This window comes from Mesorhizobium sp. M8A.F.Ca.ET.207.01.1.1 (assembly GCF_004794715.1).
Lineage (GTDB): Bacteria > Pseudomonadota > Alphaproteobacteria > Rhizobiales > Rhizobiaceae > Mesorhizobium.
In genome coordinates this window covers 121,756-148,395 of sequence record NZ_SRUS01000007.1, presented here as the reverse complement: position 1 = coordinate 148,395, position 26,640 = coordinate 121,756, and the positions used below count along the sequence as shown (strand labels likewise).

Genomic DNA, 26,640 nt, shown 5'->3' with positions numbered 1-26,640 from the left:
CGCCGGCTATACCCGCATCGGCATCAGCACGTAAAGCGCGGTCTCGTCGGCCATGTCGTGGATCAGCGTCGGTGAACCGGCATCTGCCAGCATGAATTTGGCTTCCGTGCCGGTCAGCTGCGCGGCGACATCGAGCAGATATTTGGCATTGAAGCCGATCTCGATCGGGTCGGCCGAATAGTCTGCCGCCAGTTCTTCCGTTGCGCTGCCCGAATCCGGATTGTTGACGGCAAGCGTCACCTGGCCTTCGCTGATCGAGAGCTTCACCGCGCGGCCGCGTTCGGAGGAGATGGTCGAGACGCGGTCGACCGCGGCTGCGAAGCTCTGGCGGTCGAGGATCAGCTTCTTGTCGTTGCCGGTCGGGATGACCCGCTGATAGTCGGGGAAGGTGCCGTCGATCAGCTTCGAGGTCAGCACGACGCTGCCGATGGTGAAGCGGATCTTGGTATCGGACAATTCGGTGGTCACGGCGACATCCGGATCGTCGACCAGCTTTTGCAGTTCACTTACCGTCTTGCGCGGAATGATGATGCCCGGCATGCCCTCGGAGCCAGCCGGTGCGTCGATCTCGGCGCGCGCCAGGCGGTGGCCGTCGGTCGCCACCGAGCGCAGCTTCAGCTTGCCGCCGACTTCATGCGTGTGCAGGTAGATGCCGTTGAGATAGTAGCGCGTCTCCTCGGTGGAGATGGCGAACTGCGTCTTCTCGATCAGGCCCTTCAGTGCCACCGAGTCGAGGCGGAAGATGTGCGAGAAGGATCCGGCCGAAAGCTCGGGAAAGTCGGATTGCGGCAGGCACTGCAGGCGGAAGCTGGAGCGGCCCGACGTCACCGTCATGGCGTTGCCGTCCTCATCCGTCTTCAGCATCACCTCGGCGCCGTCGGAAAGCTTGCGCACGATGTCATAGAGCAGGTGCGCGGGGACCGTCGTCGCGCCGCCGCGCTCGACCTTGGCGGGTGTCGCTTCCGTCACCTCCAGGTCGAGGTCGGTGGCCTTCATTTCGAGGCTGGCGCCTTCGGCGCTGAGCAGCACGTTGGACAGGATCGGTATGGTGTTGCGCCGTTCGACCACGCGGTGCACGTGGTTGAGCGACTTCAGGAGATTTGACCGTTCCAGGATAACACGCATGACGAAACAGGCTCGCTTGAATGAATGAACGGGTCTCCGGCTCCCGGCGCCCCGCGAAAGCTCTGAACAGGCTTCAGAATCTACGCAAACTGACAGGAAAAAACCAGTGAACGCAAGCCCGCGCCACCGGTTCGGGCCGGTTACGCGGGCTTTCTGGGGATAAAGCTGGCCAACCCCACGAGCGGGCGGTTTCCGGCCGCTCAGGCCTGGTCGTTGATCAGCCTTCTCAGCAATTCCAGTTCCTGCGCCAGCGTGTTGTCATTGCCGGAAAGATCCTCGATCTTGCGCACGGCGTGCAGCACCGTCGTGTGGTCGCGGCCGCCGAAGCGCCGCCCGATTTCCGGCAGCGAGCGCGGCGTCATCACCTTAGACAGATACATGGCGACCTGCCGCGGCTTGACGATGGTGCGCGTGCGCCGGTTGGACAAAAGTTCCGTCTTCGAGACGTTGTAGTGGCGCGCCACGATGCGCTGGATGTCCTCGATGCGGACCCGCTTCGGTTCGCCCGTGCGGTAGATATGGCCGAGGATCTCGTCGATGCGGTCGATCGTGATCTGCGGTTCGAACGACTGGCGAAACAGGAGCTGGTTGAAGGCGCCTTCCAGTTCGCGTCCGCTGCCGGTCACGGTGCGGGCAACGTGGTTGAGGATCTCCTCGGAAATGTCGAGCGATGCATCGTCGATCCTGGCCGTGGCCAGGCGCAGTTTGAGCATGCCGAGCCGCATGGCGAAATCGGGTGCCGACATTTCGAGCGCGACGCCGCCATTGAGGCGCGAACGGACCCGCGGTTCGAGCGATTCCAGCTCCGACGGTGGCCGGTCGGCGGCGACGACGACCTGCTTGGCGCTGTCGAGCAACATGTTGATCAGATGGCAGAATTCATGCTGGATCGACTTGCCCTGCAGGAACTGCATGTCGTCGATGATCAAGAGGTCGATGTCGCGCAACTGCTCCTTGAGCGTCAATGCGTTGTTGTCGCGGATCGCGGTGGCGAAGCGCCACATGAAATACTCGGCGGTGAGATAGACGACGCGGGACTTCGGGTTCTGCTTCAGCGATTCCGCGGCAATGGCCTGCAAGAGGTGCGTCTTGCCGAGCCCGACGGTGGCATGCAGGAAAAGCGGATTGAAGCGCACCGCGCTCGACTGCGATTCCGCCACGGCCTTGGCGGCGGCGAAGGCCACGCGGTTCGAGGGGCCTTCGATGAAGGAGCCGAACGTGTAGCGCGGGTCAAGCGGCGATCCCAGCACGTTGTGGCGGAACTCGCTCTCGACCGGCACACCCGGACGCGGCATGGGAGACCGCTCCACCCTGCCTGGGCTGACCGTGCCGGCGGCCAGCGCCGTCTGCGTCTGCCGTGTCATCTTGCGCGCCGGCGCCAATTCCGGTTCAGGCTGGCTGCGTCCCTGACGGGTCGCGGTGCGCACGACGATCTCGATCTTGAGAAGCTCGGGATCCTCCTGCTTCCACAGCTCGGAAATGAGATCGTGATAGTGGCCGTTGATCCACGAGCGCAGGAACGCGGTGGGCACGGAGATGCGGACAATGCCCTTGGAAGCTTCCGCGACCTTCATGCGGCCGAACCAGCTGGAATAGACTTCGGTTCCCAGGCGCGCCTTCAACTGGGCCTTGACCCGGTCGAATTTCTGTTCCGCGTCGCTGGAGACCGCCATCTCGTTTGCTCCGATCAAAGTTCCAGGAAATGGGAGGTCGCCCGTAAGCTCCCTTTCGATGCCGCTCTGCATGATCGAGTTCCTTGCCTTTCTGTACCTGTTTTTTCGCCGGGGATGCGCCTCCTGCATCCTTTTTCCAGCGACCGTGTCTTCGCTACGATGCCCGTTGCCGCCGCTGGCAATGAACGTCGCCCACTATCCAAGGGAACCGGTGCCGGCCCATGGAAGCCAGTCCGCGTTGGGTATGTCAGGGCAATACGAGACCGTCCGGCGAAAGAGCGCCGGCGCGCCGTCCTACCTGCCATGTCTAGTTACGCCAGTCCCCTACCGTATCGAAAAAGAGCAAACCATACCCGTCCACGGACTTGATCCGCGTCGCAAATCCCGCCAATTTTAGCTGGCCGCGTCAGGCTGGGTTAAGGGCAAGAGGCCCGTCCCTTTCGATAGATCGACATTACCGAAATCGCTGTGGATAGGGCAAGGCCACGTCTAACGGATTTTTAAGGAATCTGGTTACCTCGGGCGGATTCGAGCGCCATGCCGCAGTGGCTTATTTTGACAAAGCCATTGTGATTCAAACCCTTTTCCGACGAATATGAAAAAGCCGGGCTGGCGCGAAATTTTCTGAAATAATTCTCTTGACAGCCAGTTGTCCTCCCGTCGCTTCGGCGCGTTGTGGACAAGCTGTGGATGACTGTCGCTAACCAATTGAAAAATATTGGGTATTTCTGTGAGGCGGGATTTTTCTAGGCACCGCTTTTCAAGCGTGCCGATCATCAGCGGGCATGCATGTGCCGGCAAAGCATTTCGAACTCTGGAATCTGCATTTGCAGCTGTTTGCGGCTATTCTTTTTAAGTACTTGCCGGCAAACGAAAAAACCCGGCGCGATCGGCCGGGTTCGAAGAAGATCGTCCTGGGAAGGCGATGTCAGGCCGACAGCACCTTGAGGCGCTGGGCCAGGCGCGACACCTTGCGGGATGCCGTGTTCTTGTGGATCACGCCCTTGGTCGCGGCGCGCATCAATTCCGGCTCGGCAGCCTTGAAGGCGGCCTGTGCGGCGGCCTTGTCGCCGGAGGCGAGTGCCTCCTCGACCTGGCGGACGTAGGTGCGGACGCGCGAGCGGCGGTTCTTGTTGATCGCTGCGCGGCGGGCGATCTTGCGCGTTGCCTTTTTGGCCGAGGATGTGTTGGCCATGATGCCTCTCTTCTGATCTGGTCGGCGCACGCGGCGTGCCGCAGGGCGCAAAAAACAAACGGGCAGCCACGGGGCCGCCTCGGTTGGTGCGGCTTATAGTTCAGCTTTTCCGGCGCGTCAACGCCGCCTGGCGTTCTTTTTGGCCAAGGCCACGGGTTTCGGGCGCCGGCCTGCAACGCCCTACCTGTTGGTGAAATTCGGCTTCCGTTTTTCGGCGAACGCCGCCATGCCTTCCTTCTGGTCTTCGAGCGAGAAAAGCGAATGGAACAGGCGGCGTTCGAAGCGCAATCCCTCGGCAAGCGTCGTCTCATAGGTCCGGTTGACCGCTTCCTTGGCCATCATCACCGACGGCAGCGAGAAATCGGCGATTTTGGCCGCCGCCTTGACGGCCTCTTCGACCAGCTCGCCGGCCGGAACGACCCGCGACACGAGGCCCGAACGTTCTGCCTCGGCGGCGTCCATCATCCGTCCGGTCAGGCACATGTCCATCGCCTTCGATTTGCCGACGAACCGGGTCAGGCGTTGCGACCCGCCCATGCCGGGAATGACACCGAGCGTGATCTCGGGCTGGCCGAATTTGGCCGTGTCGGCGGCAATGATGAAATCGCACATCATGGCGAGTTCGCACCCGCCACCGAGCGCATAACCGGCCACCGCCGCAATGATCGGCTTTCGCGCCCGCGTCAGTTCCTCCCAGCCGACGAAGAAATCCTGCACATAGGCATCGACGAACGCGATCTCCTGCATTTCCTTGATGTCGGCACCCGCCGCGAAGGCTTTGTCGGAGCCGGTGATGACCATTGCGCCAATGCCCGTGTCGCCGCCGAAATCCTTCGCCGCCGCCACCACTTCGGCCATGACCCGCGAATTGAGGGCGTTGAGCGCCTTTGGCCGGTTCAGCGTGATCAGCCCGACCTTGCCGCGCCTCTCGGTGATGATTGTCTCATAGGCCATTGGCTGCTTCTCCTTCCTCGACACCGGTCTAGCTCACGTCTGACACGCCCGGCAATAGAAGGTCGAGCGTCCGCTCTGCACGATGCGCTCGACATGGCCGCCGCAGCCGGGCTTCGGGCAAGGCTCACCTTCGCGGTCGTAGACGGCAAAGGAATGCTGGAAATAACCCAGCGATCCGTCGGTGTGCATATAGTCGCGCAGTGAAGATCCTCCCGCCGCGATGGCATCCGATATGACCGAGCGGATCGCCTCGGCGAGGCGATCGCTTTGTTCCCTGGCCTTCTTGCCTGGCCTGGCAATGGTGCCTGCCTCGCGCAGCGGTGACAGGCCGGCACGCCAGAGCGCCTCCGAGACATATATATTGCCTAAGCCGGCGATCAGCCTCTGGTCGAGAAGCGCCGTCTTGAGCGGCGATCTGCGGCCTTTCAGCAACGAGGCAAGCAGAACGCCGTCCAGCGCATTGCCGGTGGGTTCGACGCCCAGTCCGGCAAGCATCGGATGCGTCTCCGGCGGCTCTTCCGCAAACAGCATGAAACCGAAGCGGCGCGGATCGTTGAAGATTACACGTGACCGCCCGCCGGCCGCGGAAACGACATGGAACACGACATGATCGTGCGCCGCGCTCTTCGAGCGCTCATGGTGGAACACGCCCGGCGTCTCGTCGTCGTCGCCGGTCTCGATGCGAAAGGAGCCGGACATGCCGAGATGGCAAATCAGTACCGGACCGCCCTGCATATGCATGGTCAGATATTTGGCCCGCCGGCCGAGCGCCGTGATCGTCCTGCCTGTCAGCCGCTCCGAAAACCGTTCGGGGAAGGGGAAGCGCAGGTCGGGCCGTCTCATCTCGACCTTGGCCAGATGGGCGCCTTCCAGCACCGGCTGCAGCCCGCGCCGGACGGTCTCGACTTCAGGCAGTTCAGGCATGGCCGCCAATCATCGCATGGAAGGATGTGCCGTTGCGGCCGCGCGCCAGCGCGAGGTGTTCGGCAACGGTCTCGCCGATATCGGCGAATGTCGCCCTCAGCCCTATGTCGCCGCCTTTGAGACCAGGTCCAGTGCCGATGACCGGGATCCGTTCACGCGTATGATCGGTGCCGCGCCAGGTCGGGTCGTTGCCGTGATCGGCGGTCAGGATGAGAAGGTCGCCCTGCTTCAGCTTGGCGAACGCCTCCGGAAGCCTCCGGTCGAAGGCCTCGAGGGCGGCCGCATAACCGGCGACATCGCGGCGATGGCCGAATTCTGTATCGAAATCGACGAAATTGGCGAAGACCAGGTCGCCGTCGGTCGCCTCGTCCATCGCGACCAGCGCCTGGTCGAACATGGCCATGTTGCCCGCGGCCTTGCGGACTTGCGAAATCCCGCGATGGGCGAAGATGTCGCCGATCTTGCCGACGGCGATGACGCGGCTGCCGCGCGCCGTCAGCCGGTCGAGCAATGTCGGCTCGGGCGGCGGCACGGCGTAGTCGCGGCGATTGTAGGTCCGCTCGAAGGTGGCAGATGTCTCGCCGACGAACGGACGCGCGATTACCCGTCCGATCCTCAGCGGGTCGACCAGCCGGCGCACCACCTGGCAGAATTCATAGAGCCGCTCGAGGCCGAAATGGGCCTCATGCGCGGCGATCTGCAGGACGGAATCAACCGATGTGTAGCAAATCGGCTTGCCGGTGCGGATGTGCTCCTCGCCGAACCGCTCAATGATCTCGGTACCTGGCGCATGGCAATTGCCGAGGATGCCGGGCACCTTTCCTTCGCGGATCATCGCCTCGGTCAGGTCGGCCGGAAAGGCGGGAACGGTGTCCGGGAAATAACCCCAGTCGAAGCGCACCGGCAGGCCCGCGATCTCCCAGTGGCCGGAAGGCGTGTCCTTGCCACTCGAAATCTCTTGCGCCGCGCCATGGAAGGCATTGGCGAGCAGGTTCGTCCCGAAATGCGTAAAACCCAGTCCTGTCGCCGTCTCGGCCGCCTTGCCAAGTCCCAGCGATGCCATATGGGGGACGAACAGTGGTCCCTGGCGAAGCCCTTCGCGATCCGCGCGGCCTTCCGCGCAAGCTTCGGCGATGTGCGCCAGCGTGTTGGCGCCGGCGTCGCCATAGCTTTCGGCGTCGGCCGCGCCGCCGATGCCGAAGGAATCCAGGACAAAGAGGAAAGCACGCGCCATCGGGTCATTTGTTGCCAGTGTGGACGCCCAGACATAGGGTTCCACGGCGACGTTGGCAATTCGGAAACCAAACCGCAACGGCTTGGCGCGATACTCAGATCCATGTCGCCCAAAAGTGCGCAGCGGTTTTGCGACAACGACATGGACAAGCTAGGGATCCATGCGCGGTTTGGACAATGAGATACAGGCACAAGATCAAGTGCCGCGACGAGTTGGGCATGTCCATGGACGGAACAAAGGGCAAGGCGGTCCTGTCATGAAGGCTGCGCTCAAGGCTTGGACTGCCCTCATGGCTGTGAACGGCGCATTCTGGTGCGGACCGGCCTGGGCGGACTGGCGCGATGATATCGGCACATTTCGCATCGGCGTCGTGGCCGAGCCCGGCGCCGGCAACGCCGTTCCGGGGCTGGCGGTGTTGACGCAAGCCTTTACCGATGCGCTCGGCATGAAGGTCGAATTCGTCGTTGCCCGCGATTACGCGGCACTGATCGAGGGACAGGCCAATGCACGGATCGAATACGCCATCTATTCGGCGACCGCCTATGCCACGGCGCTGCAACGCTGCGGATGCATCGAGCCGCTCGTGGCGCCGGTCGATTCCGACGGTGCGGCCGGCATCCGCTCGGTATTGCTGACCCGGGATGGCAGACTGCGCGGCCTGGCCGATATGGAGACCCACCGGATCGCCGTGCCGCCGCCGGACAGCGTCGGCGGTTCGCTTTTGCCCTTGGCGGGGTTAGCCGCCGAACACGTCGAAATCGCCGAGGATGCACCGTTTCTCGTCCATGCCGCCTCGGCGTCGGCGGCCGAAACCATGCTTGTCGAAGGCGCGGCCGACGCCATGTTCGGCTGGGTGAAGGCGGCGGCCGACGGCCAGCCGCGACTGGCCGGGGGCACGCAGGCAAGGCTCGACGCATCAGGCCTTTCGGCGTCGGCCACTCAGGTGGTGTGGACGTCGGGTCTGCTGCGATACGGCCCCCATGCGGTACGCAGCGATCTCGATCCGGAAGCCAAGCGCCGGCTGACCGTATTCCTCACCAATCTCAAATCGACGACGCCGGATGTCTACGACCTTCTGGAAGCGAGGCATGCCGGCGGCTTCATGCCCGTGGTTCCCAAGGACTATGCTGCGGCGGAGGCCATCGTGCGGATGGTGTCGGTCGATGGTGGGCGGCAATGAGCCCTCAGCAGTCGCTGCAAGGGATCGTGACGCTTCTTCGGGGGCGCAGATAATATGTTTCGCTCATCGTCATGCCTTTGGCGAGCGTCTCGATAAACCCAAGCTTCTGTTGGGTGTCTGTCGTCCAGCCGACGATCGGCTGGTAGCCCAGGGTGCTGTCGACGCGGACGAGAAAGGTCCCGGCGACCTTGAGCGCTGTCGGAACCGTAGTGGTCGAGCCCGCCGCTGCACCGACGCTGTATGCACCACTGGTCACCTTGCGTGACCACACCACCAACACCTTTGGCGTGGGATCGGTGGTGACCTGTATGGCTGTGATGGTGATGTCCGGCACCGAGCGGTTGTAGGGTTGAAGGGTTACGCTGCCGATCTTCATGATGGCATCGAGGTCCGCCTTGACGATGGTCGGCTGTTGCGTGACGAGATCGGCGACCATGCTGCCGATGCGGCTGACCTTCTTGCTCGTCTCGATGGCCTGCGAGGCCTCCATGGTCATGAAATACATGATCAGCAGGACAGGCGCGATAAGCGCGAACTCGACCGCCGCGACGCCGCGGCGATTGGACCAGAATCGGGCTGATTTGCCCCAAAGCCCCGCAATTCCCAGATGTGCCCCCGCACGCATCATACTCGTTGCCTTTTTTCTTGTTGTTGCTTCCGTGATGGCATCAATTGTCGAACGGCTCGTTCTGCCAGGTCACCGAAGCGAAATGGAGGGTTTTGTTACCTCCCATCGACTGCGCCATCAGGTTGGTCATGATGGGCCATTTGTAGAAGACCCGCAGCATGTTCCTTGACTCCGCCGCACCCGCCGTGACGGTAAAGGGCACATCCGCGCCACTTTTCGTCAGCTGAATATTACCGCCCTGAATCCTGAAGCCGGCCAGGGCCGCGTCGCCGAATGTCGTGTATTGGCGAAGATCGACGCTCAACTGATTGGGACAATCCTGGGAAACGATGATTTCCAGCTTGTCGCAGATCATGTTCTTCAAATTGTCCCCGGCGATGTCCGCGGCCTTCAACTGGCCGGTGCGCAGCCGGCGCGCGACATCGTCGGTGATGTTGGCCATCACCTCCTGGCTGGCAAACGAGATGCAGCTCTCGAGGATGGCGAACACCAGGAGTGCGAACGGTATGGCAAGCAACGCGAACTCCAGCGCCGTGCTGCCGCGTCGGTCGCGCACGAAGCGTTGGAAAGGCCCGGTACGCTCCACCTTGCGCTGATCTGTCGAGCCGAGTTCCATGCTCATGCGATGTTCCTGCCATCCCTGGACGGTGCTGACAGGTGTATTAACCCAAACCGATTGAGGTCCGGTTTGAATGATCGTTAAAGTCGGCGCGCGCGTTTTAACCAGCAGGTAACCTGGGCGATGGCGCGCTCCCGTGCCGCCTATTTGCTGACGCTCATCTCGGCTTCGGACGATTTCTCCGCATCGCTCTTGTAGGAGCTTTCGCAATAGGGCGTGCACGACATGGTCTGGACATCCGCGCGGCGGTAAATGCGAACCGACGAGGCTGCCTGGCGAACCACGGTAACCTGTGTGTCGACGATCGGGCTGCCTTCCTGGTCGAGAACGACGAGGTTGGTGACACCGAAACCCTTGCCGGTGAGCACGATCGTCGAGGCATCCTGGACGGAAGCGTCGGCGATTGCCGGGTTGCCCACGACGATCGTGTCGGCGGGGCGCGACAGTTTCACGATCTTGGCCTGATTCATGGTGACTTCGATGTCGGCGCCAGCCCTGGCGGGTGTAATCAAGCTGGCGGCGGCAAGAAGCGCGGCAATCAGGATTGAGGATCTCGGCACGGCCATCAAGGCGCTCCACGCAAGCGGACTGTTCAACGGAACATGAACGAGATTGGTGAACCAACGGTTAAGTGGGCTTGCCGCCGGCGGATGGAGCGGTCGGCATGGCTGCCCGCCTGGCCGGATGGGCGCGGGGGGTCGCAAGCTTCCCCAAGCCCTTGCCTTTTGCGGCGTTGACCCGCGAAACGAAACATTAGCCAGCGCTTAGTATGGAGTTAACCACGCACTTGGTTCGAGCCGGGAAAGGAATCGGTAAGGCTGTTTATTAAGCCGATCGAAAGAGCTTCTCCCTAGATTGGCAGCATCCGATCAACCATCACAGAAGTTGACGGAAGTGCTGTAACACGTGGAGTAGGAGCTCTCGAATGTCTAACCTTTTTGCACGTTTCGTGAAGGACGAATCCGGCGCGACCGCTATCGAATATGGTCTGATCGCCGCTCTCATCGCGCTCGCCATCATCACCGGCGCCGGCGCACTCGGCAATGCCATCAACGCCAAGTTCACTTCGATCGGCAGCACGCTGAACAGCAGCGGCAGCTAATCTGCTTATTGCCGATCGATCGGATCGCATTCAGGACAGGGGCCGCCACAGGGTGGCCCCTGTTTTATTTTACTTGTTTCGGACCGCGGCGGAACAGTCGTCTTTTCACCACTGACCTCATCAATCGTTAATCGAACCAGCCTAGATTGAGTTTCTGTGGAATCCGCACAATAGGCACAATCGCCGATGCTTGAAGCCCTGATCTTCGTCGTCTTTCCGTTCTGCATGCTGTTTGCCGCGATCTCCGACATGCTGTCGATGACGATCGCCAATCGTGTGCCGGTGCTGCTTGTCGTCGTCTTCGCCCTGGTGGCGCCGCTGACGGGCATGGACTGGGCGGCCTATGGCTGGCATTTCGCCGCCGGCGCCATCGTCCTGGCCGTGACGTTCGGCCTGTTCGCCTTGGGTGGCATGGGCGGTGGCGATGCCAAGCTGCTGGCCGCCACGGCCATGTGGATGGGGCTCAACGTGCAGCTCGTCGAATATCTTGTCGCCTCGACAATCATCGGCGGCCTTCTGACGATCGCGATCCTGCTTTACCGGAAATCGCCGCTGGCGGTTTTCACCGGACGCAATCCATTCCTGCGGCATTTCGCGGAAGAGTCGGCCGGTGTTCCCTACGGGATCGCGCTCGGCCTTGGTGGCCTGCTGACCTACCCGGACTCGCCTTTGATGGTGTGGGCGCTGGCAAGGCTGGCGAGCTGAATTCATCAAATTTTTCGTGGGCTGACATGGCTTACACGCCGGCTTTACGGAGCGGCGGCCCAGCCTTTCCGCGCATCGCGGCGCGATCCGTCCAATTTATGTAAACCTTAAATTAATCACGATCGTAAGCATTGCATTAACCTTGTTTTGACGATTGCCGCTGCAAAGTCCGGCTTGGCTACGTGGTTTGCCAAGGGCGAGGGTTCGGACAGATGCCAGCATCCCGATTGATTATTCTGAGCGTGGCGGTGGCCGCGGCGGGCGGTGCTGGCTATGTGGCGAAAAACATGGTCGCTCCGCCGCCTCAGGTCGTCGTCGATTCTGGCCCCCAGGCGCCCGCGGTGTCCCTGCAGGACGTGCTTGTGCTCTCGGGCGATGTCGCAATGGGCAACGCGCTCGAGAACAACATAGCCTGGCAATCCTGGCCCGCTGACGGCATCAACGCGAATTTCATCACCAAGGCCACCGCTCCCGATGCTTTGGAGAAACTCAAGGGGTCGATTGCCCGCGTGGCGATGTACGCGGGCGAGCCGGTGCGGCGCTCCAAGCTGATCGGCGAGGGACAAAGCTTCATGTCGTCCATCCTGCCTTCCGGCATGCGGGCGGTCGCAACGACGATATCGGCGGACACTTCGGCCGGCGGCTTCATCCTTCCAAACGATTTCGTCGACGTCATCATGACCCGCAGGGCCGATGCCAGCACCGGTGGCGCCGGCTTCAACACCGAGACCATCCTCAAGAATATCCGCGTCCTGGCGATCGACCAGACCATCCAGGAGGACGAGGAAGGCAAGAAGACCAGGGTGGGCCAGACCGCCACGCTGGAGCTGACCCCCAAACAGGCGGAGATCATCACCGTTGCCCAGCAGATGGCGGATCGCCTGACTCTGGCGCTGCGGGCGATCGCTGACACCCAGGAAAAGAATGTGGATGAGGCCGACTATCTCGTTTCCGGCAATGGCCGCCGGGGAACGGTGAGGCTGATCAAGTCGGGCGAAGTCTCCGAAGTAGGAGCAAGAAAATGAGGCTAAGCGCTAAACTGCCGGCAATCCTAGCCACGGCATTCGGCCTGCTGCTCGTCGGAGCGAATGTGCAGGGCGTCGAGGCGAAGAGCACGCAGGTGTCGGCCACGACAGCCACCCAGCGCGTCAAGCTTGGCCTCAACAAGTCGGTGGTCATAGACCTGCCGAGCGATGCCTATGACATTCTTGTCGCCAATCCCTCCGTTGCCGACGCGGTGACCCGCACCGCAAGGCGTATCTACCTCTTCGGCAAGGCGGTCGGCGAAACCAACATCTTCGTCTTTGGGCCGAACGGCGAACAGATCGCCAGCCTGGATCTGGCCATCGAGCGCGACGTCGCCGGCCTGGAGGATTATATCAAGCGCTTCCTTCCGACCTCGGCCGTCAAGGTTGAACTGCTGAATGACAACGTGGTTCTGACCGGCACCGTGGATACACCCTTGGATGCCAAGCGTGCCGAACAGCTGGCAAACATGTTTGTGTCCGGCGGTGAAGCGACGACGGGACAATATTCGCAGACCGCTGCCGGCGGCTCGGCCCAGAGCGGTGTCGACATCAACAACCCTGACCAGGAGCGCCGCGTCAGCCAAATCGTCAATCTGCTGCAGATCATCGGTGACGATCAGGTCACGCTGAAGGTGACGGTCGCCGAAGTCAGCCGTTCGGTGATGAAGCAGCTCGGTGTCAACATGGTCGGCAGCGGCGGCAGCAACGGCATCAGCTACGGCGCGCTCAGCGACAATTTCACCGGTCTCGGCAAGCAACTGTCGAATTCCGGCTTCACGATCGGCGCCTCGGGGTTGCAGGCCTATATCAACGCCATGGAACAGTCCGGGGTCATGAAGACGCTGGCCGAGCCGACCCTGACTGCTGTTTCTGGCGAGAAGGCGACGTTCCGGGTTGGCGGTGAATACAACATGGTGAGCGGCGTCACCGCGAACGTATCGACCGACAACCAGACCGGCCTGAAGAACTATACCATCGACAAGATCGAATATGGCATCGGCCTGGAGTTCCAGCCGGTGGTGCTGTCTCCCGGTCGCATCAGCCTGAAAGTCAGAACGTCGGTTTCCGAGCCGACCACCGAAGGGTCCGTTTCGCTGTCCTCGGGTGTGACGAGTCCCGGCACGAATATCCTGTCTCTGCGCAAGCGTCTTGCCGATACGACCGTGGAACTGCCCTCCGGCGGCTCCATGATGATCGCTGGCCTTGTTCGCGACGATGTCAGGCAGGCCATCAACGGCTTGCCCGGGCTGACGAAGATTCCAGTGCTCGGCGCGCTCTTCCGCAGCAGGGATTTCGTGCGCAACGAGACCGAGCTCGTCATCATCATCACGCCCTATCTGGTGAAGCCGGTGGCGCGCAATGAGCTGGCCAAGCCGGACGACAATTTCAACCCGCCGAGCGACGGCGCCGGCATGTTCCTTGGGCGCGTCAATCGCGTCTACGGCACCATGCAGACCGACAGGCCCAACGGCCGCTATCACGGCGTTGTCGGCTTCATCTACAAGTGAACGGGAAAGCGGACATGTCTCAGTCAGCACTTAAGGCAAGGACCATGGCGATGCGCTCCGGCCGTTCTCGGATAGGCCTGCGAGCGCTTCCGATCATGGCGGTGGCGGTGTCGGCTCTGCTGGCCGGTTGTGCCCAGCGCGACAGCGTTACCGTCGGCGCCATCCCCGACGACTATCGCACCAATCATCCGATCGTCATCGCCGAGAAAAACCAGAAGATCGATCTTCCTGTTGGCGCCGGTGACCGCGGCATGACCGGCTCGCAGCGCGACACGCTCCTGGGTTTCCTCGACGGCTATGACAAGAGTGCCGCTCCGACATTGACGATCCAGATTCCAAGCGGATCGGCCAACGAAGTCGCCGCAACGGCGGCCGGCCATGATTTCGCTCGGCTCGCGTTCGCTGCCGGGATCAAGCGCGACCGGATCGTCGTGGTCTCCTATCAAGCGGGATCGAGCGAGGCATCAGCCCCGGTTCGCGTCTCCTACATCGCGGTGAGGGCACAGACCGACAAATGCGGTCGTTGGCCCGCTGACCTGGTGGAGACGTCGGAGAACAAGCACTACGCCGATTTCGGCTGCTCCTATCAGAACAATCTTGCCGCCCAGGTGGCCAATCCGGGAGATCTTCTCGGGCCGCGCAAGTCCACCACTATTGATGCGGCCAATCGCAGCAAAGCCATCGGTGTCTACCAAGACAGGGGCATTTCGGATGAATTCCTCGGCAACTCGGAAGTGACTTACTAAGCCGCCCTCGGAAAGAAGCGACGTCAGGAACAGGCCACGGAAAGAGCATGACCATGAGCAACCTTGCCTATGACGCCACTGTGGAGGGCGGTGATACCTCGCTGCAGGACGTCGCCGCGATGCAGGCGTTGCGGCCGGTTCCGCGCATTTCGATCCAGGCATTCTGCGAGACGGAGGGCGTTGCCAATCCGGTCCAGCGCGCCGGCGAGGACCGCCGCATGACCAAGGCGCATCTCAAGGTCCATATGGGCGGCGTCCCCACGGCAATCGAGTTCTACCAGTCGGCGCCGACACCGAACCTGATCCTGCTGGAATCGCGCAGCGAACCCAAGCAATTGCTGGAGCAGCTCGCCCAGCTTTCGGAATATTGCGATCCATCCTCGAAAGTGGTGGTGATCGGCCATTACAATGATGTTGGTCTCTATCGCGAGCTCATCCGCTCCGGCATCTCCGAATATGTCATCGCGCCGGTGTCGATGGCCGACGTCGTCAGCGTCGTCTCGTCGATCTTCGTCGATCCGGAAGCTGAACCGCTCGGTCGCTCGGTCGCCTTCGTCGGCGCCAAGGGTGGCGTCGGCTCTTCCACGATCGCCCACAATGTTGCCTGGGCAATGTCCTCCCTGTTCAAATCCGAGGTCGTTGTGGCCGACCTCGATCTCGCCTTCGGCACCGCCAACATCAATTTCGATCAGGATCCGGCCCAAGGCATCGCCGAGGCTGTGTTCTCGCCCGAGCGCATCGACGAAGTCTATCTCGACCGGCTGCTGACCCAATGCGCCGAGCATCTGTCGCTGCTCGCGGCGCCCTCGACGCTGGAACGCGTCTACGACTTCGATCCCGACGCCTTCGCGCAACTTGTCGATACCGCGCAGCGCAGCGTGCCGCTCCTTGTTCTCGACGTTCCCCATGTCTGGACGGGATGGGCCAAGAACACGCTGGTCAAGGCCGACGAAATCGTCATCACGGCGACGCCGGAGCTGGCCAATCTGCGCAACACAAAGAACCTGGTCGACATGCTCAAGCGGCTTCGCCCGAACGACCCGCCGCCGAAATTGATCATCAACCAGGCCGGCATACCCAAGCGGCCGGAGATCTCGCCATCCGATTTCGCCGAGCCGCTCGGCCTGACGCCGATGTCGGTCATCGGCTTTGATCCCTTGCTGTTCGGCAATGCCGCGAACAACGGGCGCATGCTGGGCGAGATGGATGCCAAGAACCCGGTTGTGGCCACGATCAACGAGATTGCTCATGTGCTGACCGGCCGCAGCGAAATCAGGGCGAAAAAGAAGGCTGGCCTGGGCAGTCTGCTCGGCAAGCTCTCGCGCAACAAGAAGTGACGAAATGGGGTCGGTAGTCGGTCATGTTCGGTAAAAGAGGCAACGACGACGGCAACCGGTTCAAGCCGGAATTTCGCCAGCCGGCGCCGGCACCGGCGCCGGTCGCGCCGGCCGCCGCGGTTTCGGTGGACACAGCGGTTCTTGCCCGGCCCGCGGCCACGCCGCAGCCGAGCGCGCCTGTCGCGCCACCCGCCAGGCGCGCGGTCGAGGCGCCACCGATGGCGCCGGAACCGAGGAGAGGCCGCGAAAAGAGCGAAACCTATTACGATACCAAGAGCCAGGTTTTCTCGGCCCTGATCGATACGATCGACCTGTCGCAACTCGCCAAGCTCGATCCCGAAAGCGCCCGCGAGGAAATCCGCGACATCGTCAACGATATCATCGCGATCAAGAACTTCGCGATGTCGATCGCCGAGCAGGAAGAACTGCTCGAGGACATCTGCAACGACGTGCTTGGCTATGGGCCGCTTGAGCCGCTGCTCGCGCGCGACGACATCGCCGACATCATGGTCAACGGGTCCAAGAACGTCTACATCGAAGTCAACGGCAAGGTCGAACAGACCGGCATCCGCTTCCGCGACAACCAGCAGTTGCTCAACATCTGCCAGCGCATCGTCAGCCAGGTCGGCCGCCGCGTCGACGAATCCAGCCCGATCTGCGACGCCCGTCTTCCCGACGGATCGCGCGTCAACGTCATTGCACCGCCGCTGGCCATCGACGGCACCGCGCTCACCATCCGCAAATTCAAGAAAGACAAGCTGACGCTCGACCAGCTGGTCAAGTTCGGCGCCATCTCTCCGCAGGGAGCCGAAGTTCTCAAGATCATCGGCCGCGTCCGCTGCAACATCGTCATTTCGGGCGGCACCGGCTCCGGCAAGACGACATTGCTCAACTGCCTGACCAACTACATCGACCGTGATGAGCGCGTCATCACCTGCGAGGACTCGGCCGAACTGCAACTGCAGCAGCCGCATGTCGTGCGCCTGGAAACGCGTCCCCCCAACCTCGAGGGCGAGGGCGAGGTGACGATGCGCGACCTGGTCAAGAACTGCCTGCGCATGCGGCCCGAACGCATCATCGTCGGCGAAGTGCGCGGACCCGAGGTCTTCGACCTTCTGCAGGCGATGAACACCGGCCATGACGGCTCGATGGGGACGATCCACTCCAACAGCCCGCGCGAATGCCTGAACCGCATCGAATCCATGATCGCCATGGGCGGCTATTCGCTGCCGCAGAAAACCGTGCGCGAAATCGTCGTCGGCTCCATCGACGTGATCATCCAGGCGGCTCGCCTGCGCGATGGATCGCGCCGCATCACCCATATCACCGAAGTGATCGGGATGGAGGGCGACGTCATCATCACGCAGGATATCGTGCTCTACAACATCAAGGGCGAGGACGCTAACGGCAGGCTGCTGGGTGAACATGTCTCGACCGGCATCGGCCGCCCCCATTTCTGGGAGCGGGCTCGATACTATGGCGAGGAGCAGCGTCTCGCCACGGCGCTCGAAGCCATGGAGAAACGTGCTGACTGACGCATCCGCGGGCGTGAAGGTTCAGGTCGATGTTTGGAATTGACGGCACCGTATTGGCGTTTGTCGTGCTCGCCGGCTTCAGCGCCGGCGCGGTCGCCTATGCATTTCTGTTCAACCAGATCAGCAATGAGAAACAGGCCGGAAAGCGGCTTGAAACGATCAAGGCCGCCGAAACGGACCGCTCTGTCGTCAAGGCGACGCGCGACCGCGCGGCGGACGCGGCCAAGCGCCGCAAATCGGTGCAGGATTCGCTGAAGGAACTCGATGAGAAGCAGAAGACCAAGGACACCGCCGTCAAGAAGCCGCCGCTGAAAGCCCAGCTTCGCCAGGCTGGGATGAAGGTGCCGATCGAGCGTTTCTATATCTATTCGGCCATATGCGGCCTCGCGCTGACAATCGTCGCGTTCATGGTCGGTGCGCCGATGATCGTATTGCCCGGTATATTGCTCGCCGGAGCGCTCGGCTTGCCGCGTTGGTTCGTTTCTTTTCGTCGTACCCGCCGCGTCAAGGCATTCCTCAACGAATTTCCAAACGCGCTCGATATCATCGTGCGGGCGGTCAAGTCCGGCCTGCCGCTGAACGACGCCGTGCGCCTGATCGCCAATGAATCCCCTGAGCCCGTGAAGACCGAGTTTCGCCGAATAGTCGATTCGCAGCAGATGGGCCTGTCGATCCCCGACGCGACCTTGCGCATGCCCGAAACCATGCCATGCACCGAGGCGAGTTTCTTCGGCATCGTCATCCAGATCCAGTCGCAGGCCGGCGGAAATCTCTCCGAGGCGCTGGGCAACCTTTCGCGCGTGTTGCGCGACCGTAAGAAGATGAAGGCCAAGGTCGCGGCACTGTCGATGGAAGCGAAAGCATCCGCCGCCATCATCGGCGCCTTGCCTTTCATCGTCGCCTTTCTCGTCTATCTCTCCAGTCCCAACTATTTGATGCCGCTGTTCACGACCAGCGTCGGTCATCTGATACTCGGTTTCGCCGCCATCTGGATGTCGATCGGCATCTTCGTGATGCGCAAGATGATGAACTTCGAAGTCTAGGACCGCGGCATGACCGAACAAGTCATCAAATCACTGACGGATCCCAGCTTCCTGATTGCGCTGCTGGTCGCCATCGCCGTGTTCGCAACCGTCTTTACGCTGCTGCCGGCGATCGGCGGAAACCAGCTCAAGGCGCGCATGAAATCGGTCGCGCTGGAGCGTGATGAGCTTCGCGCCAAGCAGCGCGCGCGGCTCGCCAACGAGGCCGATCGCCGCCGCAAGGGTCTGCGCGAGCAACAGTCGGTCGGCATGCGCAACATTGTCGACCGGCTCGATCTGCGGCGTGCGTTGGCCGACGAGGCCACCTTGCAAAAGCTCAAGGTTGCCGGCTTTCGCGGGCAGAATCCGCTAACGCGATTTCTGTTCTTCCGCCTGGTGCTTCCTTTCGTCGGCTTCGCGCTCGGTCTGTTCTATATCTTCGTGCTCGGCGGATTGCCCGACAAGCCATTGGTGATCCGGCTGTTCGTCTGCGTCCTGGTTGCCTATGGCGGCTTTTACGCGCCGGTCCTCTACGTCAACAACCGCGCGACCAAGCGCAAGCAGTCGATCCAGATGGCGTGGCCGGATGCGCTCGACCTGATGCTGATCTGCGTGGAGTCCGGCATGTCGGTGGAAGCCGCGCTGCGCAAGGTCGCCGACGAGATCGGCGCGCAGTCGGTGGCCCTGGCGGAAGAATTCATCCTGACCAACGCCGAGCTCTCCTATCTGCAGGAACGCAAGCAGGCTTATGAAAACCTGGCCGGCCGCACGGGACTGGAATCGGTCAAGTCGGTGTCGCAGGCGCTTGTCCAGGCCGAGCGCTATGGCACGCCGGTGGCGCACGCGCTGCGCGTGCTTGCCAGCGAAAGCCGCGACATGCGCATGAACGCCGCCGAGAAAAAGGCGGCCGCCCTGCCGCCCAAGCTCACCGTGCCGATGATCTTGTTCTTCCTGCCGGTGCTGTTCGCCATCATCCTGGGGCCGGCGGGCATCCAGGTCAGCCAGCGCGGTATCTTCGGCGATCATTCCGGCGGGGCCGCGTCGACCAGCCAGTAGACCAACGCAGAATCCGTCCGCGGAAACAAAAAGCCGCGCTGCAATGGAGCGCGGCCTTTTTACGATTTTCGGTAAGCTCGCGGCGATCAGTTGGTGGCGGTTTTCGGCGGTTTCGCCTTGTCCTGATCCTTGAGCTGGCTCCAGGCGTTCTGCTGGGCCAGCATCTGCCTGAGATAGGCAACGTTGGCCTGTGCCTGTTCGGGCGAAAGTTCCTGCGAGGCGATCTTCTCGGCTTCGTCGAAACGGCCCTGCAGGCCGACAACGAGCGCCAGGTTCTGGCGCACCCGGCTGTCGGCGTTCGGTTGCTGGGCGGCCGACCGCATAAAGGTCTCGGCGGTGCGCAGATCCCCTTCCAGCACATAGGACATGCCGAGATTGGAAAGGACCGAAGGCTCGTTGGGCTTGAGTTCGAGCGCCTTGCGGTAAAGCTGGCGCGCATCATCCTTCTGGTTGAGCTGGTCAAGTATGGCCGCTTCGGCGGAGACCAGCCTCCAGTCGGGATATTCCGGCGTCTGCGCGCGGCGCACCGCGTCGAGCGCCGCCTCGAACTGGCCGTTGGCGGCCAGCGCCTTGCCATAGGCGGCGAGTACGTCGCGGTCCTTCGGATAGGCGATCGCCAGCTTGCGCATCACCGCAAGCGACTGGTCGGCATCGCCATCCATCTGCAGCGCCGCCGCGAAGTTGGTCGCGATGCGCTTGTCGTTGGGGTTCCTGGCGTAGGATTGGCCGAGTGCGGCGGTGGCATTGTGCAGTTCTCCCGCCGACATCGTCTCCAGCGGCTTGCCGCTGGTGCGTCCGATCGAGCCGGTGGTGAGCTTGTCGGTCGCGCATCCCGCGACACCTGCCGCGAGCGCCAGCATGAATGCCGTGGTGATGAGCCGTTTTCCCCGGATGTCTATCGTGCGGTTGGTCGGCATCGGCACCCTGGGCCTCCATTCATGCGCGTGGCCATTGCGTGGCCATCTTCCCTCCAGCAGAAATATTCTGTTAACCCTAACGGAGGGTTAAGAAGCGCCGACTCGGGGCGAGCTCGGCAGGAGAAACATCTGATGGCTGTGGAACTGGTCGAGAACAAGCTGAAGAACCCACTGCCGGTCCATCTGGTCGGCAGGGACGGCCTGGAGGCGGCCGGTCTGTCGCCGTCTATTGTCGCTTGGGCCAGGGCAAACGGCTTTTCCGGCGAGGCCGGCAGGACGCTGGCCGTGCCCGGCGAGAACGGAGCGCTCGGCGGCGCCATGTTCGGTATTGGCGACGGCGAGGGCGCGCTCGCCCTGGGCGCGCTGGCGAAAACCCTGCCGGAAGGCGACTGGCACTTCGCCTCGGCGCCGGCCGAGCCGGAACTGGCGGCAATCGCGTTGGCGCTCGGCGGCTATGTCTTTACCCGCTACGGCAAGAAGCCGGGCAAGCAGCTGCGCTTCGAGCTGCCGGCCGGCGTCGATGTGCAGCGCGTTCGCCGCATCGCCGATGGCGTTTTCCTGACGCGCGATCTGGTCAACACACCGACCAACGATATGGGGCCGGACGATCTGGAGAGGGCAGTGCGGGCCTTGGCTGGGACCCACAAGGCCGAAGTCTCCGTCATCAAGGGTGAAGACCTGCTCACACAGAATTTCCCGATGATCCACGCCGTCGGTCGTGCCTCGTCCGGCGCGCCGCGCTTGATCGACATGACATGGGGGCAGCAAGGCGCGCCGAAGGTCACCCTGGTCGGCAAGGGTGTCTGCTTCGACACTGGCGGCCTCGACATCAAGCCGTCCTCGGGCATGCTGTTGATGAAGAAGGACATGGGCGGCGCCGCCAATGTGCTTGGCTTGGCTTCGATGATCATGGCCGCCGGGCTCAACGTACGGCTGCGGGTGCTGATCCCCGCGGTCGAGAATTCGATTGCCGGCAACGCTTTCCGGCCCGGTGACGTGCTGGCGAGCCGCAAGGGTATATCAGTCGAGATCGGCAACACGGACGCCGAGGGGAGGCTGGTGCTGGGCGATGCGCTGGCGCTGGCCGACGAGGAGGAACCGCGGCTCCTGGTCGACATGGCGACCCTGACCGGAGCCGCCCGCGTCGCGCTCGGCCCCGACCTGCCGCCCTTCTACACCGATGACGAGGCGCTTGCCTCGGAGCTGGCGGCGGCATCGCTGGCGGTCGAGGATCCGCTGTGGCGCATGCCGCTATGGCGGCCCTACGATGCGAAACTGTCGTCGAAGATCGCCGACATCAACAACGTCACCACGGACGGTTTCGCCGGTTCCATCACCGCGGCGCTGTTCCTCAAGCGCTTCGTCGAGAAGACCGCGAGCTGGGCGCATTTCGATATCTTTGCCTGGAACCCCGCCGATCGCCCCTATGGCCCCGCCGGTGGCGAGGCGCAAGGCATCCGGGCGCTGGAGCGGATCATCTCGACGCGTTATGGCTGATGGCCGCAACCAGAGCCGGCAAATTGCTGAAACTGAAACGGAACCGAAACAATTTGCCGTCATGATGGCGCGATGTCGATTGCGATGCGCCCGAGCCAGGCCTTGCGACTGTGGCAGCAAGTGATGCTGTCACAGGTGCGCGAGGATGCGCCCGATCTCACCATGCGTCAGACGGCGATCCTGTTCACCATCTATCTCGATCCGCCGCCGCATACGGTGCGCGGTCTTGCCGCCCGCCTCAACGTCACCAAGCCGGTCATCACACGCGCGCTCGATACGATGGGCGCGCTGAAACTGGTGTCGCGCCATCGCGACGAGCTCGACAAGCGCAATGTCCTGATCAAGCGCACCGTTGAAGGCGCGCTCTTTGTCGAGCGCTTCGGCGATGGTATCATTGCCAAGGCCCACGAACTGCCGATCTGACTGTATTGCCCATTCAACAGGGTTGCCGATTTTGACCGCTCACGACGCACGCCTTCATGCTTTCCGCTCCGATCTCGCCGATGCCAGGTTGAAAGGAGAAGTCGCTGCCGACCGTTTCGTAGCGGGCCGGCCAGCGCGGATTTCGGTGCCGGTGGCCGATATCCGCAAGGCGCCGAAGCTGGATTCAGGCGTCAACACGCAAGCTCTGTTCGGCGACGATATCCTGGTTTTCGAGGACAGAGAAGGCTGGGCGTGGATCCAGGCCGAGCGAGACGGCTATGTCGGCTATGTCGCCGACAGCATGCTGGGCGGGCGGGACCATGCGTCCACCCATATCGTCTCGGTGCCGCGTACGTTCCTTTATCCCGGTCCGGATCTGCGCTTTCCGATCGCCGGGCAACTGTCGATGGGATCGACCGTAACGGTGACGGGTGCCGCCGAAACACGCGGCACGCACTATGCCCTGCTGCCGTCGGGTGAAGCCATGATCGCTGGCCATCTGCGGCCGATCGGCGAAGTGGCCGGCGACTATGTGTCCGTGGCCGAGACGTTTCTCGGCACGCCCTATCTGTGGGGCGGTGTTTCCGGCTTCGGCATCGATTGCTCCGGCCTGGTGCAACTGGCCATGCGCATGGCTGGCAGGGAGGTGCTGCGCGATTCCGACATGCAGGCCGCTTCGGTCGGCGAGCCGCTCGAGCCGGGCGCCGATTTTTCGGGGTTGCGACGTGGTGACCTGGTGTTCTGGAAAGGTCACGTCGCCATCATGACCGACGCCCAAACCATGATCCACGCCAACGGCCACACCATGCTGGTATCGCGCGAAGGGCTGAAGGAAGCGGTCGCCCGCATCGGCTATCTCTATGGCGGACCGACGGGGTTTCGGCGGCCGTAAGGCTTTTTTCGATCCCCTTTTGTTCCGATTCTGCTTGGCGATTGCGCGCCGCCGCGCTACCTCTGGCGGGTGACCGAGCTGCCGCGCCTCGCCGACCAGAATGCCGCCGTCGTCTTGCCCGAGCCATTCGTAAAATGGTTCGGCGAGAAGGGCTGGTCGCCGCGCGCGCATCAGATCGAACTGCTGGCGAAAGCCCAGGCCGGGCAATCGGTGCTGTTGATCGCGCCGACCGGCGCCGGCAAGACGCTGGCCGGCTTCCTGCCGTCGCTGACCGAACTGGCCGTCAGGCCGAGGCGAAAACCAGGCCAGGCGCGGCGCGGCATCCACACGCTGTACATCTCGCCGCTGAAGGCACTGGCCGTCGACATCGAGCGCAATCTCGGCAAGCCGGTCGAGGAGATCGGCCTGCCGGTCACCATCGAAACGCGCACCGGCGACACCCCCGCCCACAAGCGCCAGCGCCAGAAGCTTGCGCCGCCCGACATCCTGCTCACCACACCAGAGCAACTGGCCTTGCTGATCGCGGCAGGCGATGCGAGGCGCTTCTTCGAGGATTTGCGCTATGTCGTGCTCGACGAATTGCATTCGCTGGTGACGTCGAAGCGCGGCCATCTGCTGGCGCTTGGGCTGGCGCGGCTGCGCAGCTTCGTCCCTGGCCTGCAGACGATCGGGCTGTCGGCGACGGTGGCCGAGCCGGACGAATTGCGGCGCTGGCTGGTCAGCCAGAACCCACCCGGTGACATGGCGGAATTGATCACCGTGACGGGTGGGGCGAAGCCCGAAATCTCGATCCTCGATTCCGAGGAGCGCGTGCCGTGGGCGGGGCACTCGGCGCGCTACGCCACGCCGGAAATCTACCGCGAGATCAAGCGCCACAAGACGACCTTGCTGTTCGTCAACACGCGCAGCCAGGCGGAGCTGCTGTTCCAGGAGTTGTGGCGGGTCAACGAGGACACCTTGCCGATCGCCCTGCATCATGGCTCGCTCGACGTCGCCCAGCGCCGGCGTGTCGAAAAGGCAATGGGCGACAACGCATTGCGCGCCATCGTCGCCACCTCGACGCTCGATCTCGGCATCGACTGGGGCGATGTCGACCTGGTCGTGCATGTCGGCGCGCCAAAGGGGGCCAGCCGGCTGGCGCAGCGCATCGGCCGCGCCAACCACCGCATGGACGAGCCGTCGAAGGCGATCCTGATTCCCGCCAACCGTTTCGAGGTGCTGGAATGCCGGGCCGCGCTCGACGCCAATTATCTCGGTGCGCAGGATACGCCGCCGCTGGTCAATGGCGGGCTCGACGTGCTGGCGCAGCATGTGCTGGGCTGCGCCTGCGGCGCACCGTTCCGGGCCGATGACCTCTATGAAGAGGTGCGAACGGCGGCACCCTATGCCGGCCTCGATCGTCCGACCTTCGACCGTGTCATCGATTTCGTCGCCACCGGCGGCTACGCGTTGAAGAATTACGAGCGCTACGCCCGCATCCGCCTGAACAAGGATGGGATGTGGCGCGTATCCAATCCGCGCGTCGCCCAGCAATACAGGCTGAATGTCGGCACCATCATCGAGGTGCCGGCGCTCAATGTGCGCTACGTCAAGGCCGGCAGCAAAGGCGCGGCGTCGCACGGCGGCCGCGTGCTCGGCAAGATCGAGGAGGCGTTCCTCGAAACCTTGACGCATGGCGACACCTTCATGTTTGCCGGCAAGGTGCTGCGCTTCGAAGGTATCCGCGAGAATGAATGCTTCGTCTCGAATGCGCCCGGCAGCGACGCTAAGGTGCCCTATTATGGCGGCGGCAAGTTTCCGCTGTCGACGTACCTTGCCGAACAGGTCCGCATCATGCTCGACGATCCGCAGCGTTGGAAGAAGCTGCCGGAGCAGGTGGCCGACTGGCTGCGGTTTCAGTCGGACAAATCGATGCTCCCCAAGCGCGACGATTTGCTGATCGAGACTTTTCCGCGCGGCAACCGCCATTATCTGGTCGCCTATCCCTTCGAGGGCAGGCTGGCGCACCAGACGCTTGGCATGCTGCTCACCCGTCGCCTCGACAGGGCGGGCGCCAGGCCGCTTGGCTTCGTCGCCACCGACTATGCCTTGGCCATATGGTCGCTGGGCGACATGGGTGCGATGTTCAAAGCCAGGAAACCTTCACTCGGCGCGCTGTTCGACCAGGACATGCTGGGCGACGATCTCGAAGCCTGGCTGGCCGACAGCTGGCTTCTCAAGCGCACCTTCCGCAACTGCGCGCTGATCTCGGGCCTGATCGAAAAACGCCACCCCGGCCAGGAGAAGAGCGGCCGCCAGGTCACGGTGTCGACCGACCTGATCTACGATGTGCTGCGCAGCCATGAGCCGGACCACATCCTGCTTCAGGCGACGCGTGCCGATGCGGCGACCGGCCTGCTCGATGTCAGCAGACTTGCGGACATGCTCTCGCGCATCCAGGGTCGAATCATGCATAAGGCGCTCGAACAGATATCGCCGCTTGCCGTGCCGATCATGCTCGAGATCGGCAAGATGCCGGTCAATGGCGAGGCCGATGAAACGCTGCTGATGGATGCGGCGACGCTGGTCGAGGAGGCCATGGGGCCCGGGATGGTTGACGAATGACCTTTTCGCTGGCGCGCGCATCGCTGATCGCCGAGGCCGACCTTGTCGGCATCGCGGGCGCGCGCGCGGTCTGCGATCCGCGCGGCGTGCTCTATTTTCCCGAGCTCAAGCTGCTGACAGTTTCTGACCTGCATCTGGAGAAGGGCTCGTCGCTGGCCAGGCGCGGCACACTGATCCCGCCCTACGATACCGGCGCGACCCTGCTGCGATTGCAGGCGGTGATATCGGACTACCAGCCGTCGATCATCATCAGCCTGGGTGACAGTTTCCACGATGGCGGCGGCGCCAAGCGCATGCATTCGAGCTTTCGCGAACGGCTGGAGGCGCTGATGGCAGGCCGTGACTGGTTCTGGGTCGCCGGCAATCACGACCCGGAGGCGCCGGCGGACCTGCCCGGCGAGACCGTGCGGGAACTGGCCATAGGTTCCCTGCTGTTCCGGCACGAGCCGTCGAAGGTGCGGGTCGAGGGCGAGATTTCAGGCCACCTGCATCCCTGCGCGCGCATCGTGCAGCAAGGCCGTTCGGTGCGCAGGCGCTGCTTTGCCGGCGACGGCGGCCGCATGATCATGCCGGCTTTCGGTGCCTATACCGGCTCGCTCAACGTGCTCGACCGCGCCTATGCCGGCTTGTTCCGGCTGGAGTCGCTGATGGCTTACATGCTTGGCACTGACCGCATCTTCGCCATCTCCGGTTCGATGCTGCGGCCGGGTTGAGGGTCGCCGCCTGGTCTTGGTGA

Annotated in this window: 25 protein-coding genes; 15 read left to right on the top strand and 10 right to left on the bottom strand. The window is 62.8% G+C overall.

The annotated features are described in order from the left end of the window. Nucleotides 1-6 precede the first annotated feature (6 nt). From dnaN to EN850_RS21785, 6 genes are all read right to left on the bottom strand, one after another. Nucleotides 7-1,125, bottom strand: a complete 1,119-nt coding sequence (gene dnaN / locus EN850_RS21810) for a DNA polymerase III subunit beta (protein WP_127276856.1) — start codon at nucleotides 1,123-1,125, stop codon at nucleotides 7-9. Nucleotides 1,126-1,325: 200 nt separating this feature from the next. Further along, nucleotides 1,326-2,870, bottom strand: a complete 1,545-nt coding sequence (gene dnaA / locus EN850_RS21805) for a chromosomal replication initiator protein DnaA (RefSeq protein ID WP_127870750.1) — start codon at nucleotides 2,868-2,870, stop codon at nucleotides 1,326-1,328. Nucleotides 2,871-3,726: 856 nt separating this feature from the next. Then, complete coding sequence (gene rpsT / locus EN850_RS21800; RefSeq protein WP_027026587.1) at nucleotides 3,727-3,993, bottom strand: 30S ribosomal protein S20; 267 nt, start codon at nucleotides 3,991-3,993, stop codon at nucleotides 3,727-3,729. Nucleotides 3,994-4,173: 180 nt separating this feature from the next. Next, nucleotides 4,174-4,947 carry an enoyl-CoA hydratase gene (locus tag EN850_RS21795; RefSeq protein ID WP_127279777.1) on the bottom strand — a complete coding sequence of 258 codons (774 nt, stop codon included), beginning with the start codon at nucleotides 4,945-4,947 and terminating at the stop codon, nucleotides 4,174-4,176. 33 nt (nucleotides 4,948-4,980) lie between these two features. Continuing rightward, entirely contained in the window at nucleotides 4,981-5,871 is an 891-nt protein-coding gene (gene mutM / locus EN850_RS21790; protein WP_135930317.1) for a bifunctional DNA-formamidopyrimidine glycosylase/DNA-(apurinic or apyrimidinic site) lyase, read from the bottom strand. Further along, entirely contained in the window at nucleotides 5,864-7,105 is a 1,242-nt protein-coding gene (locus tag EN850_RS21785; RefSeq protein WP_127279775.1) for a phosphopentomutase, read from the bottom strand. The genes mutM and EN850_RS21785 overlap by 8 nt, the downstream gene beginning before the upstream one ends. Nucleotides 7,106-7,361: 256 nt before the next feature. On the opposite strand from EN850_RS21785, the gene EN850_RS21780 reads away from it, so the two are divergent. Continuing rightward, nucleotides 7,362-8,285 (top strand): phosphate/phosphite/phosphonate ABC transporter substrate-binding protein, encoded by a 924-nt coding sequence (locus EN850_RS21780; protein WP_127870751.1) that lies wholly within the window; start codon nucleotides 7,362-7,364, stop codon nucleotides 8,283-8,285. Between the two features lie 4 nt (nucleotides 8,286-8,289). On the opposite strand, the gene EN850_RS21775 is transcribed toward EN850_RS21780, so the two are convergent. The 3 genes from EN850_RS21775 to EN850_RS21765 form a co-directional block, all read right to left on the bottom strand. Beyond that, the gene (locus tag EN850_RS21775; protein WP_127280724.1) at nucleotides 8,290-8,913 is read right to left on the bottom strand and encodes a TadE/TadG family type IV pilus assembly protein; all 624 of its coding nucleotides are present in this window, start codon (nucleotides 8,911-8,913) and stop codon (nucleotides 8,290-8,292) included. 40 nt (nucleotides 8,914-8,953) lie between these two features. Next, on the bottom strand, nucleotides 8,954-9,535 hold the full coding sequence (locus EN850_RS21770) for a TadE/TadG family type IV pilus assembly protein (protein ID WP_136092226.1): 582 nt from the start codon (nucleotides 9,533-9,535) through the stop codon (nucleotides 8,954-8,956). Nucleotides 9,536-9,675: 140 nt separating this feature from the next. Next, the gene (locus EN850_RS21765; protein ID WP_127280726.1) at nucleotides 9,676-10,098 is read right to left on the bottom strand and encodes a pilus assembly protein N-terminal domain-containing protein; all 423 of its coding nucleotides are present in this window, start codon (nucleotides 10,096-10,098) and stop codon (nucleotides 9,676-9,678) included. Nucleotides 10,099-10,457: 359 nt separating this feature from the next. Here EN850_RS21765 and EN850_RS21760 point away from each other — a divergent pair, with 359 nt between their 5' ends. The 9 genes from EN850_RS21760 (at nucleotide 10,458) to EN850_RS21720 (ending at nucleotide 19,571) form a co-directional block, all read left to right on the top strand. Further along, complete coding sequence (locus tag EN850_RS21760; protein ID WP_056569967.1) at nucleotides 10,458-10,634, top strand: Flp family type IVb pilin; 177 nt, start codon at nucleotides 10,458-10,460, stop codon at nucleotides 10,632-10,634. Between the two features lie 186 nt (nucleotides 10,635-10,820). Continuing rightward, a complete protein-coding gene (locus EN850_RS21755) occupies nucleotides 10,821-11,339 on the top strand; it encodes a prepilin peptidase (RefSeq protein WP_136092225.1) in 519 nt (172 codons plus the stop codon). 212 nt (nucleotides 11,340-11,551) lie between these two features. Continuing rightward, the gene (cpaB, locus tag EN850_RS21750) at nucleotides 11,552-12,364 is read left to right on the top strand and encodes a Flp pilus assembly protein CpaB (protein WP_127278980.1); all 813 of its coding nucleotides are present in this window, start codon (nucleotides 11,552-11,554) and stop codon (nucleotides 12,362-12,364) included. Continuing rightward, complete coding sequence (locus EN850_RS21745) at nucleotides 12,361-13,875, top strand: type II and III secretion system protein family protein (protein ID WP_127278981.1); 1,515 nt, start codon at nucleotides 12,361-12,363, stop codon at nucleotides 13,873-13,875. Before cpaB ends, EN850_RS21745 begins: the two co-directional genes overlap by 4 nt. Nucleotides 13,876-13,889: 14 nt before the next feature. Then, nucleotides 13,890-14,621 carry a CpaD family pilus assembly protein gene (locus EN850_RS21740; protein WP_127278982.1) on the top strand — a complete coding sequence of 244 codons (732 nt, stop codon included), beginning with the start codon at nucleotides 13,890-13,892 and terminating at the stop codon, nucleotides 14,619-14,621. A gap of 53 nt (nucleotides 14,622-14,674) precedes the next feature. Then, nucleotides 14,675-15,958 carry a CpaE family protein gene (locus EN850_RS21735; protein ID WP_189343568.1) on the top strand — a complete coding sequence of 428 codons (1,284 nt, stop codon included), beginning with the start codon at nucleotides 14,675-14,677 and terminating at the stop codon, nucleotides 15,956-15,958. Nucleotides 15,959-15,981: 23 nt separating this feature from the next. Further along, entirely contained in the window at nucleotides 15,982-17,493 is a 1,512-nt protein-coding gene (locus EN850_RS21730) for a CpaF family protein (RefSeq protein WP_127870753.1), read from the top strand. Between the two features lie 29 nt (nucleotides 17,494-17,522). Continuing rightward, the gene (locus EN850_RS21725; RefSeq protein WP_136092224.1) at nucleotides 17,523-18,536 is read left to right on the top strand and encodes a type II secretion system F family protein; all 1,014 of its coding nucleotides are present in this window, start codon (nucleotides 17,523-17,525) and stop codon (nucleotides 18,534-18,536) included. Nucleotides 18,537-18,545: 9 nt separating this feature from the next. Then, complete coding sequence (locus EN850_RS21720) at nucleotides 18,546-19,571, top strand: type II secretion system F family protein (RefSeq protein WP_127870754.1); 1,026 nt, start codon at nucleotides 18,546-18,548, stop codon at nucleotides 19,569-19,571. Nucleotides 19,572-19,657: 86 nt separating this feature from the next. On the opposite strand, the gene EN850_RS21715 is transcribed toward EN850_RS21720, so the two are convergent. Then, complete coding sequence (locus tag EN850_RS21715; protein WP_136092288.1) at nucleotides 19,658-20,488, bottom strand: tetratricopeptide repeat protein; 831 nt, start codon at nucleotides 20,486-20,488, stop codon at nucleotides 19,658-19,660. Nucleotides 20,489-20,620: 132 nt separating this feature from the next. On the opposite strand from EN850_RS21715, the gene EN850_RS21710 reads away from it, so the two are divergent. From EN850_RS21710 to pdeM, 5 genes are all read left to right on the top strand, one after another. After that, complete coding sequence (locus EN850_RS21710; RefSeq protein WP_127279771.1) at nucleotides 20,621-21,985, top strand: leucyl aminopeptidase family protein; 1,365 nt, start codon at nucleotides 20,621-20,623, stop codon at nucleotides 21,983-21,985. 72 nt (nucleotides 21,986-22,057) lie between these two features. Beyond that, complete coding sequence (locus tag EN850_RS21705; RefSeq protein ID WP_015319324.1) at nucleotides 22,058-22,408, top strand: MarR family winged helix-turn-helix transcriptional regulator; 351 nt, start codon at nucleotides 22,058-22,060, stop codon at nucleotides 22,406-22,408. 31 nt (nucleotides 22,409-22,439) lie between these two features. Then, the gene (locus EN850_RS21700; protein WP_127279772.1) at nucleotides 22,440-23,300 is read left to right on the top strand and encodes an NlpC/P60 family protein; all 861 of its coding nucleotides are present in this window, start codon (nucleotides 22,440-22,442) and stop codon (nucleotides 23,298-23,300) included. A gap of 69 nt (nucleotides 23,301-23,369) precedes the next feature. Then, nucleotides 23,370-25,904, top strand: a complete 2,535-nt coding sequence (locus tag EN850_RS21695) for a ligase-associated DNA damage response DEXH box helicase (RefSeq protein WP_135862080.1) — start codon at nucleotides 23,370-23,372, stop codon at nucleotides 25,902-25,904. Next, nucleotides 25,901-26,617, top strand: a complete 717-nt coding sequence (gene pdeM / locus EN850_RS21690; protein ID WP_135862078.1) for a ligase-associated DNA damage response endonuclease PdeM — start codon at nucleotides 25,901-25,903, stop codon at nucleotides 26,615-26,617. The genes EN850_RS21695 and pdeM overlap by 4 nt, the downstream gene beginning before the upstream one ends. Nucleotides 26,618-26,640 lie beyond the last annotated feature (23 nt).

Bases quoted from the DNA above. Each gene is read 5' to 3' on its own strand.
- dnaN (WP_127276856.1), bottom strand. From the start codon at position 1,125: ATGCGTGTTATCCTGGAACGGTCAAATCTCCTGAAGTCGCTCAACCAC.
- dnaA (WP_127870750.1), bottom strand. From the start codon at position 2,870: ATGCAGAGCGGCATCGAAAGGGAGCTTACGGGCGACCTCCCATTTCCT.
- rpsT (WP_027026587.1), bottom strand. From the start codon at position 3,993: ATGGCCAACACATCCTCGGCCAAAAAGGCAACGCGCAAGATCGCCCGC.
- EN850_RS21795 (WP_127279777.1), bottom strand. From the start codon at position 4,947: ATGGCCTATGAGACAATCATCACCGAGAGGCGCGGCAAGGTCGGGCTG.
- mutM (WP_135930317.1), bottom strand. From the start codon at position 5,871: ATGCCTGAACTGCCTGAAGTCGAGACCGTCCGGCGCGGGCTGCAGCCG.
- EN850_RS21785 (WP_127279775.1), bottom strand. From the start codon at position 7,105: ATGGCGCGTGCTTTCCTCTTTGTCCTGGATTCCTTCGGCATCGGCGGC.
- EN850_RS21780 (WP_127870751.1), top strand. From the start codon at position 7,362: ATGAAGGCTGCGCTCAAGGCTTGGACTGCCCTCATGGCTGTGAACGGC.
- EN850_RS21775 (WP_127280724.1), bottom strand. From the start codon at position 8,913: ATGATGCGTGCGGGGGCACATCTGGGAATTGCGGGGCTTTGGGGCAAA.
- EN850_RS21770 (WP_136092226.1), bottom strand. From the start codon at position 9,535: ATGAGCATGGAACTCGGCTCGACAGATCAGCGCAAGGTGGAGCGTACC.
- EN850_RS21765 (WP_127280726.1), bottom strand. From the start codon at position 10,098: ATGGCCGTGCCGAGATCCTCAATCCTGATTGCCGCGCTTCTTGCCGCC.
- EN850_RS21760 (WP_056569967.1), top strand. From the start codon at position 10,458: ATGTCTAACCTTTTTGCACGTTTCGTGAAGGACGAATCCGGCGCGACC.
- EN850_RS21755 (WP_136092225.1), top strand. From the start codon at position 10,821: ATGCTTGAAGCCCTGATCTTCGTCGTCTTTCCGTTCTGCATGCTGTTT.
- cpaB (WP_127278980.1), top strand. From the start codon at position 11,552: ATGCCAGCATCCCGATTGATTATTCTGAGCGTGGCGGTGGCCGCGGCG.
- EN850_RS21745 (WP_127278981.1), top strand. From the start codon at position 12,361: ATGAGGCTAAGCGCTAAACTGCCGGCAATCCTAGCCACGGCATTCGGC.
- EN850_RS21740 (WP_127278982.1), top strand. From the start codon at position 13,890: ATGTCTCAGTCAGCACTTAAGGCAAGGACCATGGCGATGCGCTCCGGC.
- EN850_RS21735 (WP_189343568.1), top strand. From the start codon at position 14,675: ATGAGCAACCTTGCCTATGACGCCACTGTGGAGGGCGGTGATACCTCG.
- EN850_RS21730 (WP_127870753.1), top strand. From the start codon at position 15,982: ATGTTCGGTAAAAGAGGCAACGACGACGGCAACCGGTTCAAGCCGGAA.
- EN850_RS21725 (WP_136092224.1), top strand. From the start codon at position 17,523: ATGTTTGGAATTGACGGCACCGTATTGGCGTTTGTCGTGCTCGCCGGC.
- EN850_RS21720 (WP_127870754.1), top strand. From the start codon at position 18,546: ATGACCGAACAAGTCATCAAATCACTGACGGATCCCAGCTTCCTGATT.
- EN850_RS21715 (WP_136092288.1), bottom strand. From the start codon at position 20,488: ATGCCGACCAACCGCACGATAGACATCCGGGGAAAACGGCTCATCACC.
- EN850_RS21710 (WP_127279771.1), top strand. From the start codon at position 20,621: ATGGCTGTGGAACTGGTCGAGAACAAGCTGAAGAACCCACTGCCGGTC.
- EN850_RS21705 (WP_015319324.1), top strand. From the start codon at position 22,058: ATGTCGATTGCGATGCGCCCGAGCCAGGCCTTGCGACTGTGGCAGCAA.
- pdeM (WP_135862078.1), top strand. From the start codon at position 25,901: ATGACCTTTTCGCTGGCGCGCGCATCGCTGATCGCCGAGGCCGACCTT.